Here is a 14,968-nt window from a genome sequence, read left to right on the forward strand (position 1 = left end):
AAGTAAAGACTCATTTTGAGTCTTGTACCCATTATAAAATTATCTGTGCACATTGATACCTTTTTTATCGGTATCACATTACGTATGATTGACCCGGTGTAGAGGTTCCAGAGTACAGCGATGCAAATCCAAAAAGTTATTGATGAAATCACCCACGACGTCAAATCAAAGCTAGCACATTTCGATGGCAAGGTTGCAAGCTATATCCCTGCTTTGGCAAGCGTGCAGCCAGATCAATTTGCGATGGCTGTACACACTGTTGAGGGCGATACCTTTTATGGAGGCGACAGTGAGAAGTTGTTTACCATTCAATCAGTGTCTAAAGTACTCACGTTAACACTGGCATTGCAACGTTATGGCAATGAATTGTGGCAAAGAGTTGGAAAGGAACCTTCAGGCACAGCATTCAACTCCTTAACCCAGTTAGAATTCGAGCATGGAAAACCTCGCAACCCCTTTATCAATGCCGGCGCCATCGTAACCTGTGATGCACTCTACTCTCGCCTGAGCGCGCCCACTCACCACATGCTGGAAACCGTTCGCTGGCTCAGTGGTAATCAGCGTATCAATATCAACCAGCTAGTCTCGCGTTCCGAATATCAACACCGTCATCGTAATGCAGCAATGGCACACCTGATGGCCTCATTTAATAATTTCGAGAATGACGTAGATGAAGTACTTAAGGTGTATTTTGGGTTTTGCTCTATTGAAATGAATTGTGTCGAATTAGCGAAGACTTTCAGTTACTTAGCTAATAAAGGCGTTGATGTAGCATCACAACAGCGAATTCTCAGCAGCAAACAAAATTCGCAATTAAACTCTTTGCTATTTACCAGTGGGCTTTACGATGCCGCAGGCGATTTTGCTTATCGAGTTGGCATGCCTGGTAAATCGGGGGTTGGTGGCGCCATTGTCGCCATTGTTCCAGGTCAGTTTACCGTGGCTGTGTGGTCGCCGAAACTCAATAGTTACGGCAACTCCAGTGCAGGCTTGTATGCACTGGAGCAATTCGCTAATAAGCTATCACTGCACTTGTTCTAGCTCTTGCTGCTTAGCTTTCTTTTGCTGTGCAGTCGTTTGTTTGTCAAAAATACCCAAGCGAATACGGATAAAGTGAAAAATCTCTTTTGCCACATCAATAGAAGTTGCTTGTTCGAGACCCTCAAAACCCGGACTGGAATTTGCTTCACAAATTTTGAAGTGCTGTTCATCAAATAGTAAATCTATGCCTGCAACATCCAAGTCCAGTGCATTTGCTGTTTGTGTTGCCAGCCACTCTATTTCAGGGGTGATCTCATATAAAGAGCCAGTGCCGCCAGCACTGACGTTCGCCTTAAAGTTATCGCCGCCACTATTTCGCTCCATACAGGCAACCGCACGACCACCAATGGTCAATACCCGCAAATCACGGCCATGGCTGCTCTTAACGAACTGCTGCAAAATAATATTCGCTTTAGGGCTTGTCGCCTCTATCAACTGCATTAAGTCATCAAATTCATTGCGAGTTTTGCTTAAAAATACGCCACTTCCTTGTGAGCCTGACAAGGTTTTCACTACGACAGGAAAACCAATTTGACTCTCAACTAAGTCGATATTGACAGGAAATTTAACCAGCATAGTAGTGGGTGTCGGCAAGTTCTGTTTTGCGAGGATTTGCTGTGCATACAGTTTGTCTTTAACTGTTTCGATAGCATGGGCACCATTAACACAATACACACCTAAGCGCTCAAGATGGCGGATAATAGCTAACGCAAAGTACGTGGTCCCAGCACCCATGCGCGGCATTACAAAGTCAGGGAGAGGCACAGGCTTACCATCGATTAAGATACTCTTGTCATCTTCGCGAGTAACCAATAGATCAAATTGATCCGGCTCGAACACCTCTAAATCGATATTCTCCTCTTTGGCTACCGCTACAAGACGTTCCAGCTCATAACGTTCTGGTTTTAGAAGATTGGCGCCATCAGTGTATATAATCCAGCCGCGCATAATGCCCTCCCGTCAGGCAAAAGGCGGCATTATGCTTTTTTGAATTTAGCGCGTACAACAAGAATATTTTATCGTGTCGATTAGACTGGCGTGTTGCTATAGGCGTTAAGCTGGCTGAGCAGTTGTATAGCGTCATTTAAAGGTAGAGGCTTGGCATAATAATACCCCTGAGAGTAATGACATCCATATTGCTTTAACTTGTCTTGCATTAACTCAGATTCAACGCCCTCAGCAATGACCTCCATATCAAGTTCTGACGCAATATTGATAAGGCTCGCTATCACTACTTGGTGCTTGTGCTGTGACACGATTTGCTGCGTAAATGATTTATCTATTTTTATATAATCAGCTTTTAAATCAATCAGGTGGCTAAGAGATGAATACCCGGTGCAAAAATCATCGAGCGCAACTTTAACACCATTTTCGCGCAATGCATTGAGCTGACTTTGTACATGATTATGGGTGTTGATAGAGACTGACTCGGTAACTTCTATGGTTAAGTGTTGTGGTGCAATATGATGCTCTTTGAGCACCTCAAGCACATGAATTGTGGGGTTTAGCATGTGGTTGAATTCTGACGCTGAGCGGTTAACGCACACACCGACCGACGTATACCCTAACGAATGAATATACGCCAAATCGGCCAGTGCACGTTGTAACACAAATTCACCAAGCCTAGAAATCAAACCAAACTCTTCGGCTATAGCAATAAATTCATCAGGAAAAACCGTACCAAGCTGCTCATCGTGCCAGCGTGCTAGTGCCTCGAGCTTTAAAACACGATTATTGCGGTTATCTATTATGGGTTGATAAGCAATGCTCAATCCCTCTGAGTTGAGGGCGTTACGCAGTTTATCTCGCAACTGAATTTTGCGCAGATACACTCCTGCCACTTCATCACTAAACACCATCACAGGAGATGATTTGCTGTGCTTCGCGCTAAGCATAGCGTGATTTGCATTGCGCACGAACACCATGGCACTGTCTGTATCTTCATCAATATGTGCCACGCCTAAACTAGCACTGAGTTCGATGGTTAATTCGCCCATATAAATAGGTTCACAAATCCTTTGCATAAGCACTTTGGCACTGTGTTGCACTGCTTGCGCAGTGCTATTGGCAATTAATACAGTAAACTCATCGCCACCGTAGCGACTGATCATGTCAGCGCTGCGCAAAACCTGCGTTAGCCGACTACTTACAGCTATGAGCACCTGATCACCCACCTCAGGCCCGTATAAATCATTGATATCTTTAAATCTATCTAGATTCAGAAACATCAGTGAGCTAACTTGGCCATGTTCACGATAATGGCCGATGTGTTGCTCTACTCGCTCTAGAAAACTGCGACGGTTCTGTAAACCGGTGAGCGGTTCCTGGTTTGCATAAAAGCGCAATTGACGTTCACTTTCTTTCCACTGCGTAATGTCTCTAAACAAACCGATATAGTGGCTTATTTCACCGTTTTCATCTCTGTTTACCGTAATAGATAATTCTTCAGGAAAAATTTCCCCATTCTTCCTGCGGTTGTAAATCTCTCCACGCCAATGCCCTTGCTGGTTAAGTTGCTGCCACATACTTTCATAAAAATCGCTGCCATGCTTACCAGAGGACAACACCGTAGGAGAGCAGCCGAGCAATTCGTGCTGGCGATACCCAGTGCATTGTTCAAATGCAGGGTTCACACGTAAAATAAGGTTGTTCTTGTCGGATATCATGATCGCTTCTTTGCTTTGTTCAAACACAATATCACTGAGGGTTAGTTCACATAGAAGTTGGTTTTTCTTTTCGATATCGATTTCATAGCGAGTTTGAGCTGCAACAACAAAAGCTAAGTCTTGAAACCACTGACGTTTTACATCGGAAAACTGTTGTTCTTTTTCAAATAATGCCACCAAAATACCAATAGGCTCACCACCCACATCACGCAAGGTTACGCCCAAATACGCATTAACTGACAACTCGCCAAGCAATGTATCTTCAGGAAACAACGCTGCCACATCACGCCCAAAACAACACACATCAGCACTTTGTAGTGCATCAGCGCAAGGGGAGCACGCTAGTGTATATTCAATATTGGTTTGCCTAACGCCACCGCGATGAAATGCGCTCGTTTTAACATGAGTCAAGGATTCGTTCAGTCGCCCAATAAAACAAAATTCAGGCGCAAGCACCTCGTCAATCATCATCAGCGCAGTATCGTAAGCCTGCGCGACACACGTTGTTTGGTAAAGTGCATTAAATGATTGTGGCATGTGAAAAGAACATCAGGTGCTAAGGTGGACATTGCCACCTAGCTTAGCACACCCAGATGAACTCTTGATTACTTTATATAACAATAGCTTGGTTAATACGTTCTATTTGTTCACGAAAGCACCACATTGCACAAAAACGCAGTTAAATCAGGCGAAGTGCCCCTATGTACCCATAAATTTAAAGAAACATACACTGCATTGATCTTAAAAAAAGGGCTCCGCGTACATAATTCAAACGTCTTATTAAAAAGCTTATTAGGGTACAGATGGACAGCGGCATATGAGTGCAACAGAACCATATATAGACTTATCAACTCTCTCTAGCACAGAGCTCTTCACACTGTGGCTTTGTTTACATGCTAACTACGACAACGCTCAGGTGAAGCAGCATTTGCATGACGCACTTGCAAGTGGCGTGAGTAATGCTCGTCGATTATGGCTTAACGACATAGACAGGCAACTGGAACACAAAGGCATGCCAACGGCCCAGCAGCCTAAAGACGCTGGAGAGTTTGCGGATTTTCTGTTTTGCTTACTCAGCAAGGTGCCAATGATAGAACAGGAGTTTGCCAACGAGATATTTCTCGTACAGCAAATCGACTCACAACAGCATCAAAACGGTTCAAATGTGTCTCTTGCACACTGGGTTTCAGACGTCGTGCACTGATTATGTGCACAAACTGCACCTTTTATAAATGAGCTAGGGCGTGTTGACCTTTGAGGTATGAATTTTGTTCAAATCAAAGGCTTTCAATGCTAGGAATGAGTCATGGTGCATAGTGAACTATGTTCATGGCCCATGACAACGCAGTGACGGCCTTTGGTTGAACCCTCTGGGTAGCGTCATTGGGGTATTTTGTCTGCGTTATCACCTGACTTACATAGAATGGCTATGCGGCGCAGGCTCTGTGTTGCCAAAATCCCCCAATGACTGCTGCAAAAACAAACAGCAAAGGTCAACACGCCCTAGGCTATTGATATTAAAAAGAGTCTGTTAAATATAGCGCTTAATGTTAATTAGCTGTTAGACTAGGTTTAGAGTCCACTTTGTTTATATATGTGTAGGAAATGAAATCCCTCGTTCTTGTTCTAACGCTGTTATTAGCATTTTTTAGCCACAAAAGTGACGCGCGCGAGTACAACCGTGCGATGTGTATTCTGCTAAAACAGCAGATGGCTCAGTTTGATCATGCACGCCAGCATCCGAGTTATCGCAATGCAAGTAGAGAGTACAACAACAATTGCCTCAACCTAGAACAGAAGACGTCGCAACCCTCGAGCGCAACAAATACCAATACCACCAAAGCCGCGCCACCTGCACCTAAGACCACGGTTCCAGTAGACAGTGAGCCAACCGCAGAATTAGAACAAACACTAGACGAGCAAACGCCTGTCAGTGAACCACAACTACAAGCAACGCCAGAACAAAAAGAAGAAGCGCTAGCAACGTCTACCAGTACACAACAAACTCAGGAAAAGCCAACGGTCAAACCAAAAGCAAGCACCCAGTTCGATAGAAATGGCTTAGTTATTCCAGCTTATCAACCTGAGGACAACCCGCTCATTGCTTTGATCTTCCCAGCTTTAGTGTGTTTGCTAGTATTGGCCATCGGGATTGCGCTGTTACTCTCTGTGCGCAGCCGACAAGATGAAGCTCGAGTCGTAAAACCTAAAGTCGCTAAACAAGGAAAAGGTTCGAACAAAGCAGTGCCAACACCACCAGCGCAGGCCGAAGGTTTACAAAAAGCGTTTAAGAAATTCTCTAAGAAGCGCCCTGCTACGCTCGATCCAGAGCTCTACAGCAAATTCAATGCAGTGCCTGTGCAAATAGGTAAAAGTGCACATAACCACACCATTGAGCAGCTCATTGTAAGTCAGTTCGGTATTTTTATACTGTGCCAGCCAGCCATTTCAGGGGACATCTATGGCAGTGAAAAGGCATCGGAATGGACATCAAAACTCGAGGGTGATGAACGAAAGTTTGCCAACCCAATTGCACAAATTCACCAGCAAATTGAAGCGCTTAGTGATAAGTTGCAGATCAATGCCGAAGAAATCATCCCGATTGTGGCGTTTGAAAACGAAGCAAAATTCAAGTCATCTTTGCCTCATTATGTAATACGTCAAGATGACTTTATAGACTATGTGCTACACAGAAATGAACATACCTACACTCAAGAGCAGGCATCAGAGTATATTGATAAGATTAGAAATCTGCAGTCGATGGGCAACAACGCCGCATTGGGTCGTTCATCAACCAAGTCGTTAATTGCTGAAGCAAAAGAGCAAGCGACTCAACACTCTAATACCGCTCAGACCACTGAGCGCCAAATAGATAGTGATGACAACGCTTCTGCGCAAAAACCGTCGAACGTACAGCAGACGCCAGCAATACCAAGTGCTCCTGATGAGGGTGAACAAAAGGCTGATGAACCAGCAAACATTCACTCACCAGATGGTAGTGCAACAACGCCGCATGAACCTAGTACGGATCAGCCGCTAAGTAACAAACCATCGCCACAACTGAAAACCAAAGCGAGGCTTACAAGCGTGCCTAAGCCGACAAATGTGGCAAAAATCAAATCGCTGCAACAAAACAAGGCAGAACAAGAGAAGCCCAGAGCCCAAATACACCAATTTGTTCGCAAAGACGCCAGTGACAATATTGCTGAATTGCCTCAGAGCCCAAAACTAGCAACCGAAGATAATACCGCTGTGCCCAGTGAGCCAAAATCTCACGCACCGGCTTCATCGACATCGACACCGAAAAAGCCCGTTAAAAAACATGACTGGTCAAGTATGTCTGACGATGAATTTTTGGCATACCTAGACCAAGCAAACAACGGGTCCTCTGCTAGTAAATCAGAACCAAATCAACCTAAAGAGAACGCGCCATCACCAGAGCAAAAGCAAAGTGATATGCGCGAAGAACGAGATGATTCGCCAAAAGCAGCAACAGATAACTCTACAGTACAAGCGCATACTCAAGAGCGAGCTCCAAATGAGAAGCTAGACGACCATCTTCATGATTTTGATCCCAGTAAGCCTATTGTAGGTGACGAGCATGGTATTCACAGTGATGATGACCTCAGTGCCGACGCGTCGGATAAGCCATCAGCGCAAAGCGAGGCAACAGAGAAATCGACGCCATCAATACCCACACCGAGTTCAACATCCACTCAGAGCAAACCTCACGTCAAAGTACCAACCGAGACACCGAGTAATCCAGTCAATCCAGAGGAGCTACTCTTAGATGTGGACAATGATGGCGAAGAGTCATTAGACGATGCCTTAGCTGAACTAGAATCAGCATTAGCAGAGCAAGATAAACACAAAGTATCCAGTGATGTTGACTCAAACGAGCCTACCGACGAGCAAAAGAAAAAAGACTCGAGTAATCCTTTTGCCAACTTATCATTAGATCCAAACTTCAAACCAAAAGAAGAAAAAATAGATATTGGTGCTGGCCCTCTCGATAATGAGAAACCGAAACCTTAAGTAATAGAAAGCCCCGATAAAACGGGGCTTTTTTGTTGTTAATGACGACGACTAATAATTTCTATTATCTCTAGTGAGTTTTCCAATAGTCGAAATACATCACCGTGTACATCAACAATCACATGACCATGTCTGTCACGACGTAATACCCGCGCTTGACGATAATAATCACGGTCAAATCGCTGACCTACACGCCAATAATTATTGTGTCTGTAGTGACTTGGGTGATCGCAATATTTGTGATGGCGATCGCTATAATAGCTGTAGTAATTATCGTCGTGATGACGCTTATGGTGGCGTTTATTCTTACGCTTTTGCTTACGATCATGTTTATGTTTGTCGTAACCATGATGATTTTTTACATGGCCTGGCGGCGCAAAATGACTCGGCTGAGCCATCGCTTCTGTTACAGGTGCCAGCGCCAGTAGTGCTGCACCAATACAAAGTGTAGTGAGTCGCATATCGACCTCCTTTTTCGGCCAACGGGCCTATTTGTAATGCTTTTACTTTATTTCCTGCTCCATGAACGCGAGATAAACCAATACAAACTTTACACTTTTTTACATTTATCCCTTTTTATGCAATAGCCGCCTTACAAAACTCAATGACAACGGCAAGCTCAACTATACTTAGTATTTGGGGAGGGAATCCTATGTTGGAGATGGTCTGTCATGAAAAGAGATCGCACACATTACCAAACTATGCTTTTCAGTGGTGACGAGCTTGAGTACACATACGATGCTATTGCTTTTTGATCATTTGGGTGTCTGTAGCGCCACCTTCCCGAAACATTTTGACCCTTACCTCGGTTGCCATTTTAATGAATTAGACATAAGACATAACAATCACCACTTACTATTTTCCAACCTCCAGCCTCATAACACATACTCAGTAGCGATAAAATTAGGCAGCCATGAATATCAAGGCGATATCAATTGCTGCAGCGGCGAACTAGTTAGTGTCATGTTAGCGCTTAAACCTCTTGAAGCTGATTACCCTGAGCTTGCTGATAACGACCGCCTTTTAAAAATCATTCAGTGTACTCACCTTGGTACTTGGGAATGGGATTATCAAAGTGGCGAAGCAATCATTAACGAGTGCTGGGCTAAAATGCTTGGTTATACACTTGACGAACTGTCACCGGTTTCTTTTTCACAATGGCGAGAGGTCATACATCCAGACGATTTCGAGCGCTCTAAAGCTGCGTTCAAAGCTTTGCTCACCAGCAAGTCGGATATTTATGAATGCGATGTCAGAGTCAAACACAAAGATGGTCAGTGGGTATGGGTACGCCAATGTGGCAAAGTAGTCTCCTTTACCGAAGATAAACAGCCGAAGTGGATTTGCGGGACACAGATAGATATTACCCAACGAATGGAAACCATCGATGAGCTAACGTCGGTTATTAACAGCCTGCCATCGGTTGTTTTTAAACGCCCTATGACGTTCCCAAGTGGCTTTACTTACATCTCCACAGACATCGAAAAAATTACGGGTTATTGCCCGAATGAAATCAATTCACAACCTAAGTGGTGGCTTGATCATCTGCATGAGCAAGATAAAGAAATAGTGATAGCTGAATTCAATCATTGGCGTGAAAATGACGCCCAAGGCGTATGCCAGTATAGCTATCGATTTCGCCATAAAATGGGCCATTATGTCTGGCTCAATGAATATATTCGTAGGCTAAAAACACCTGACTCATCGAAACACAAGGAGTTCGTGATCGGCTCATTGTTCGACAGCAAACAGAGTATGAGTTTGAGTATGCGCATGGACGCTGTCGCGCAAATAATCCCGGGGATGCTTTTTCAATTTGTGCTCAATGAGAATCAGTCATGGAGCCTGTTGTATCTAAGTGACGGCATAAAACGTATTTTTGAGCTCACACCAGAGCAAACGATGCAAAATCCATCGTTGATGTTGGCTAAAATTGCCCATGAAAATCGAGAAGCCATTCTCGATGCCATTATCAATTCCGCCAATCACCTTGATGATTTTAAATGCGAATTCAGACTAAAGCTCAGTACAGGTGACACATGGGTCTTGGCACAAGCGATTCCTCAGCGCCAAAGTGATGATGCTATCGTCTGGACTGGCATGATGATTGATATTACTGACCGCAAAATGCTAGAGCTCAAACTTAAAGAAGAGTCCACCACAGATCCATTAACCGGACTTTACAACAGACGTTACTTTTTCGAACAACTGACACTGAAGCTAGACCAAAGTAAAAGGGAAAGAAAACCCCTATCACTGGTCATTTTCGATTTAGATTTATTTAAACACATTAATGACAATTACGGACATGATTGCGGTGATGCGGTGCTAAAAGCGATTGCCCATGCAGTGCGATCTGTAATGAGGAATTACGATTTAGTCGCACGGATAGGCGGTGAAGAGTTTGCCATCATTTTGCCAAACACCGCTTTGCATATGGCCGCACAAATCGCCGAAAAAGTACGACAGAAAATTGCCAGTACCACCATTGTCCATAAACAACACACACTCACGGTAACCGCGACTTTAGGCGTTGCCTGTACAGAGCAAACGGCCACTGAAATCACTCCCTTATTTAAACAAGCCGACACCTGTCTATACAAAGGTAAGAATAACAACCGCAATTGTGTCATGAGTGAGTTATAAATTTAACGTAATCAACATACGCAAACGCTTATTGCTATTCGAATGCTTGCAGGCTTAAGCTCTGGCCGATAGGCTAAAGGAAACAGGTTTTCATAGTTTATTATGGCGCTTAATCCACATTTACCCTTAGTGTATCACCCCAATTACTCATTTAGCTTCGACCCCAATCATCGTTTTGTCATGAGTAAGTTTGCGCGCTTGTACCACCATATCAAAGGCCTTGGGCTGATTGGCGATAACCTATATCAACCAGAGCTTGGGTTTCCTGACGATTTGGCCTTTATCCATTGCGATAACTATGTACATGATTTATGGCATAACCGCCTCGATGCTAAAGCGATGCGACGCATAGGTTTGCCTTGGTCAAAAAACCTTATGGCTCGCACCTTTACCGCACCACTGGGCACGTTAAAAACGGCGCGCTTGGCGCTTAAGCACGGTATCGCTTGTCATCTTGCCGGCGGCACACACCATGCTCATTATGATTTCGGCTCAGGCTATTGCATGGTCAATGATTTAGCCTTTACTGCACAGACTTTGATTCATTCAAATGAAGTCACTAATGTGTTGATTTTCGATTTAGACGTCCACCAAGGCGACGGCACGGCAGCCCTACTTCAACATCAACCCTATGCGTTTACCTGCTCCATTCATTGTGAGAAGAACTTCCCCTTCAGAAAGAGCACCAGTGATTTGGACATAGGTTTACGTAATAACATGAGCGATGATGAGTATTTAGGGATTGTGGACGAAACCTTGTGCCACCTGCTGAACACTCTTAACCCAGATTTGGTGCTTTACGATGCCGGAGTCGACGTTTGGCATGAAGATGGGTTAGGCAAGTTAGACATCAGTTGGCAAGGCATTGAAAGGCGCGATCACCTTGTACTCAAACGCTGCCAACAACATAACACTCCCGTTGCCACTGTTATAGGCGGTGGCTATGACAAAGACCATGCTCGTCTTGGTGCTCGACATGGTATTGTGGTAGAACAAGCCGCTTCATTTTAACAGTCTTTTATAAATCTCTTGTGATATCACATTGACATTAATCGCCTCTATTGCCAGATTTAAGTTATTGAGGATTAACGATCTTATGATCATATGGAGCCCGAATGGCGAATTGGCTAGAGGCAAAAGTTCAGGACATTCATTGGTGGAACGATAAACTATTCAGCTTAGTGATAAAAGCGGATATCGCCCCATTCAAAGCAGGTCAGTATACAAAGTTAGCCATGGAAATCGATGGTAAACGAGTGGCTCGGGCTTATTCATTTGTGAACTCGCCGCAATCGAGTAAACTCGAGTTTTATTTGATTAAAGTCGATGGTGGCACCCTCTGCGGGGCACTCGCAAAACTCCAAAAAGGCGACACGGTTTCCATCGCCGAGCAAGCAACGGGGTTTTTCACACTCGATGAAGTACCCAGTGCACAACAAATGTGGATGTTAAGCACTGGCACCGCAATTGGCCCATTTTTATCAATGCTGCAAGAACAAGAAGTGTGGCAAAAGTATCAAGACATTGTGCTCGTTCATTGTGTGCGAACACAATCAGATCTCAGTTACCAGCCACTTATCCACTTATTAATGCAACAACACCCTCAGTTAAAATACGTGCCTATCGTGACCCGTGAAGATAATGTCACTCCCTTGCAACAACGTATTCCCGAGCTCATACACAGCGGCACGTTATTTTCCCATGTTCAGCTAGAAGCCACTGTAGATAACGCACAATTTATGATTTGCGGCAATCCCGATATGGTTAAAGAAACAAGCCAATGCTTAAGCGACTTAGGCTACAGCCGTAATCGCCGACGCAGCCCCGGACAGATCACAGTTGAGCAATATTGGTAAAAGGTAACACTATGAAACTATCCACCTTTGCAATACTGGCAAGCGTGTGGTCTGGGTCTGTTTTCGCAACCCCCACGCCCCCTCCAGAGCCCAAAGCAGAGCCCCCTGCTAGCGATAATCATTTTCATAAAGAAGTAGCGAGTCAATACTCAAAAGAACAACAACAAGCCATTGTCATAGTGGATGAAATGACGCAGGCCTACAATGATCAGGATATTGCAAGCTTCATCACATATTTTGACGAACAAGTTCGCTTTTACGTGTATCCAGATAAATTGATGTTCACAGGCAAAGAGCAGCTCATTGCCCGCTATGGCGTGATGTTTAAGAAATTACACTGTCTAAAGAGCACACCCATAAAGCGCATTGTTCATGGCAATTTTATTATCGATCACGAACTGTCTGAAAGTTGTTCGGTGAAACCTGATTTCATCGATAAGCGCTCAAAAGTGGTAGTAAGTTATGAAGTTACTGATGGCCGAATAAATAGTGTTTTATTCTTTAAATCCACCACCCACTAATTTTGCTCAAAAGAATGGTCGGCGATAGCCGACCATGTTCATCATTGTTTTAACCATTTACGATTTCATTGAAGCTATCGTTCGCATGCAAGCTGGCGAATGCACTTTCATGCAACAATTCATTACGTAAACTTGGCGAATAGTCTAATGCCATACGGATGTCTGCAAGTGCATCAATATGTTGGTGTTTCATGGCATAAGCGCAAGCACGTTGCCAATAGGCATAGCCGTAGTCAGAGTCGATATCCAATGCTTGATTACACAATACAATCGCCTCTTGCGTATCACCTAGCTCTAGCAAGGCGTCGGCTTTGTAGGCTATGGCTTCAACATCTTCTGGTTTACGCTTGAGGATCTCATCGTAAATTTCTACCTTGGTATTGAAGTCACTTTCCAAATTAGCGCGCATCCACAATGAATGAATTTCGTTGGTGATAGTGATTTTCTTTTGGTTGTTAAGAATTTCTTCTGAGCGCTCTCGTAGTTGTGATTCCAGCCCACCAAGGCGTGACTCATATTCCTCGGTGATCGCTTTAACACGCGTATTTACTATGTCTTCAACCTTGTTTTTAACATCACGTAATGAGTTCCACCCAACCAGTACAAGAATTGAAGCGGTCGCTGTAATGATGATGAACACATTGTTCATGGTGTTGGTGGTGTAACCTATTGCACGGTCCGCGGTATCGAGTTGTGCATGCGCTATCTTCTCTGCATACTCAGCTCGTAAAGCCTGCTGGTCTTTACGCACAGCTTGCAGCTCATCGAGAATGTATCGCTCAATAAGCGGACGATACATTGGTTCATCTAGCTCTGACACGACTTGTTGCACTTGCGCTTGTTGTTGCTCACTCAACCCTTTCGCTTGTTGTGGCGCCAAGGTAGTCGTTTGCGTTTGTTCTGTTGTGGTATTTGCGTGTGCGGAAAAAACACAAATAAGAAGGCCAAAGAGTAGATAATTTACCCACTTGTGCATGCTGAAACCCTTATGATCTGAAATAGCTGGCCCTATGATGCCAGCTTGTATTCCTACAGGCAAAAAAAAGCCAGCTACAAAAGTAACTGGCTAACCTGCTTAACAACAATAAAGCTTCTGACGGAACTTTAACAGGAGTGAGATGGCACAATACGTCTTGGTCTCTGAACAAATACTTAACTGATATTTCAACGACTTATTTATTTTTAAAAATAAGTAAAAAGTAGCACTGCGGTTAATAGGCAATCAACACGGCTATTGGTACCAACTCAGATCATCGAAGGCATACTTTTCACTCTATCGATAAAACCTAGGAACAAAAAATTAGTGGTATAAGTGCATAAAAATCACAAAGTTAAAAATTAATTATTTTTTTATGAAATCATTAAGGGTACACACAGGTCTTCTTTGCTGAGTGACTAAAACGGCCGATTCTCATTCATAACAATCCATTTTTAACATTGCCCGAAGAAGGCGATGGAACATTGCATGATGCATGCTTTAACAACACGAGGATTCGACATGAAATCGTTGCCTAAATTAACAATCGCTGGCGTTATGATGGCGTGCGCCCAAAACGCTTACGCAGCAGAGCTAGAAATTAGTATTCAAAACCTAACACAGGGCGTTTACTTCACGCCGCTTCTTATTACTGCACATTCATCTGATGCACACCTTTTCGAACTTGCGCAACCTGCGTCAATGGAATTACAAGCCATGGCAGAAGGCGGTTCATTAGATGGGCTTATGACTGTTGTAGATGGCGCAGGTGCAAATTCTGTTGCTAATCCGGCTGGAGGCTTACTTGCACCAGCGCAAGCAACATCCGCTATGCTGAGCACAACTCACGGTAACACCCAGTTATCTGTTGTTGGTATGATTTTACCAAGTAATGATGGCTTTGTAGGCCTCGACAGCTGGACTATTCCAAGCGAACCAGGCACCTATCATGTATACCTAAAAGCCTATGACGCAGGCACCGAAGCAAACGACGAAATTCGTGGCGGTGGCGCACCGGGCACCTCAGGTATGCCAGTACCGCCTCCACTTGAGTCAGTTATTGGCACAGGCGGTAGCGGTGTGGCGATGAGCCAAAATAACATGACTGTACACATTCACCCTGGCAGCATCGGTGACGACGACAGCACAGGTGGCAAAAGCGACCTTAACAATACCGTACATCGTTGGTTGAACCCGGTAGCCAAACTGACTGTTACTGTACAGTAG

12 protein-coding genes are annotated in these 14,968 nt (G+C 44.1%); 8 read left to right on the top strand and 4 right to left on the bottom strand.

What is annotated here, in order from left to right; genetic code table 11:
- Positions 1-120 precede the first annotated feature (120 nt).
- Positions 121-1,041 carry a glutaminase B gene (gene glsB / locus AAEU32_RS11245; protein WP_421970618.1) on the top strand — a complete coding sequence of 307 codons (921 nt, stop codon included), beginning with the start codon at positions 121-123 and terminating at the stop codon, positions 1,039-1,041.
- Here the strand turns inward: glsB and AAEU32_RS11250 are convergent.
- Positions 1,024-1,989: an ATP-grasp domain-containing protein gene (locus tag AAEU32_RS11250; protein ID WP_421970619.1), complete on the bottom strand. Its 966-nt coding sequence runs from the start codon at positions 1,987-1,989 to the stop codon at positions 1,024-1,026. The genes glsB and AAEU32_RS11250 overlap by 18 nt on opposite strands.
- Positions 1,990-2,069: 80 nt before the next feature.
- Positions 2,070-4,244, bottom strand: a complete 2,175-nt coding sequence (locus AAEU32_RS11255) for a bifunctional diguanylate cyclase/phosphodiesterase (protein WP_421970620.1) — start codon at positions 4,242-4,244, stop codon at positions 2,070-2,072.
- Positions 4,245-4,524: 280 nt separating this feature from the next.
- Between AAEU32_RS11255 and AAEU32_RS11260 the strand changes: the two genes are divergently transcribed.
- The gene (locus tag AAEU32_RS11260; RefSeq protein ID WP_421970621.1) at positions 4,525-4,911 is read left to right on the top strand and encodes a hypothetical protein; all 387 of its coding nucleotides are present in this window, start codon (positions 4,525-4,527) and stop codon (positions 4,909-4,911) included.
- A gap of 401 nt (positions 4,912-5,312) precedes the next feature.
- A complete protein-coding gene (locus AAEU32_RS11265) occupies positions 5,313-7,742 on the top strand; it encodes an NERD domain-containing protein (RefSeq protein ID WP_421970622.1) in 2,430 nt (809 codons plus the stop codon).
- A 38-nt stretch (positions 7,743-7,780) separates the two neighbouring features.
- On the opposite strand, the gene AAEU32_RS11270 is transcribed toward AAEU32_RS11265, so the two are convergent.
- Positions 7,781-8,203, bottom strand: a complete 423-nt coding sequence (locus tag AAEU32_RS11270) for a hypothetical protein (RefSeq protein ID WP_421970623.1) — start codon at positions 8,201-8,203, stop codon at positions 7,781-7,783.
- A 502-nt stretch (positions 8,204-8,705) separates the two neighbouring features.
- Here AAEU32_RS11270 and AAEU32_RS11275 point away from each other — a divergent pair.
- From AAEU32_RS11275 to AAEU32_RS11290, 4 genes are all read left to right on the top strand, one after another.
- Positions 8,706-10,388 (top strand): sensor domain-containing diguanylate cyclase, encoded by a 1,683-nt coding sequence (locus AAEU32_RS11275; RefSeq protein WP_421970624.1) that lies wholly within the window; start codon positions 8,706-8,708, stop codon positions 10,386-10,388.
- A gap of 102 nt (positions 10,389-10,490) precedes the next feature.
- Entirely contained in the window at positions 10,491-11,399 is a 909-nt protein-coding gene (locus AAEU32_RS11280) for a histone deacetylase family protein (protein WP_421970625.1), read from the top strand.
- Positions 11,400-11,503: 104 nt separating this feature from the next.
- On the top strand, positions 11,504-12,244 hold the full coding sequence (locus AAEU32_RS11285) for a ferredoxin--NADP reductase (protein WP_421970626.1): 741 nt from the start codon (positions 11,504-11,506) through the stop codon (positions 12,242-12,244).
- An 11-nt stretch (positions 12,245-12,255) separates the two neighbouring features.
- Positions 12,256-12,765 carry a nuclear transport factor 2 family protein gene (locus AAEU32_RS11290; RefSeq protein WP_421970627.1) on the top strand — a complete coding sequence of 170 codons (510 nt, stop codon included), beginning with the start codon at positions 12,256-12,258 and terminating at the stop codon, positions 12,763-12,765.
- Between the two features lie 49 nt (positions 12,766-12,814).
- Here the strand turns inward: AAEU32_RS11290 and AAEU32_RS11295 are convergent, their stop codons facing one another.
- On the bottom strand, positions 12,815-13,741 hold the full coding sequence (locus tag AAEU32_RS11295; protein ID WP_421970628.1) for a tetratricopeptide repeat protein: 927 nt from the start codon (positions 13,739-13,741) through the stop codon (positions 12,815-12,817).
- 522 nt (positions 13,742-14,263) lie between these two features.
- Here AAEU32_RS11295 and AAEU32_RS11300 point away from each other — a divergent pair.
- Positions 14,264-14,968: a spondin domain-containing protein gene (locus AAEU32_RS11300; RefSeq protein WP_421970706.1), complete on the top strand. Its 705-nt coding sequence runs from the start codon at positions 14,264-14,266 to the stop codon at positions 14,966-14,968.

Origin of the sequence: Pseudoalteromonas maris (assembly GCF_049257235.1) — a bacterium.
GTDB lineage: Bacteria > Pseudomonadota > Gammaproteobacteria > Enterobacterales > Alteromonadaceae > Pseudoalteromonas.

Excerpts from the sequence above, each read along its gene's own strand:
- glsB (WP_421970618.1), top strand. The coding sequence starts at position 121 with ATGCAAATCCAAAAAGTTATTGATGAAATCACCCACGACGTCAAATCA.
- AAEU32_RS11250 (WP_421970619.1), bottom strand. The coding sequence starts at position 1,989 with ATGCGCGGCTGGATTATATACACTGATGGCGCCAATCTTCTAAAACCA.
- AAEU32_RS11255 (WP_421970620.1), bottom strand. The coding sequence starts at position 4,244 with ATGCCACAATCATTTAATGCACTTTACCAAACAACGTGTGTCGCGCAG.
- AAEU32_RS11260 (WP_421970621.1), top strand. The coding sequence starts at position 4,525 with ATGAGTGCAACAGAACCATATATAGACTTATCAACTCTCTCTAGCACA.
- AAEU32_RS11265 (WP_421970622.1), top strand. The coding sequence starts at position 5,313 with ATGAAATCCCTCGTTCTTGTTCTAACGCTGTTATTAGCATTTTTTAGC.
- AAEU32_RS11270 (WP_421970623.1), bottom strand. The coding sequence starts at position 8,203 with ATGCGACTCACTACACTTTGTATTGGTGCAGCACTACTGGCGCTGGCA.
- AAEU32_RS11275 (WP_421970624.1), top strand. The coding sequence starts at position 8,706 with ATGTTAGCGCTTAAACCTCTTGAAGCTGATTACCCTGAGCTTGCTGAT.
- AAEU32_RS11280 (WP_421970625.1), top strand. The coding sequence starts at position 10,491 with ATGGCGCTTAATCCACATTTACCCTTAGTGTATCACCCCAATTACTCA.
- AAEU32_RS11285 (WP_421970626.1), top strand. The coding sequence starts at position 11,504 with ATGGCGAATTGGCTAGAGGCAAAAGTTCAGGACATTCATTGGTGGAAC.
- AAEU32_RS11290 (WP_421970627.1), top strand. The coding sequence starts at position 12,256 with ATGAAACTATCCACCTTTGCAATACTGGCAAGCGTGTGGTCTGGGTCT.
- AAEU32_RS11295 (WP_421970628.1), bottom strand. The coding sequence starts at position 13,741 with ATGCACAAGTGGGTAAATTATCTACTCTTTGGCCTTCTTATTTGTGTT.
- AAEU32_RS11300 (WP_421970706.1), top strand. The coding sequence starts at position 14,264 with ATGAAATCGTTGCCTAAATTAACAATCGCTGGCGTTATGATGGCGTGC.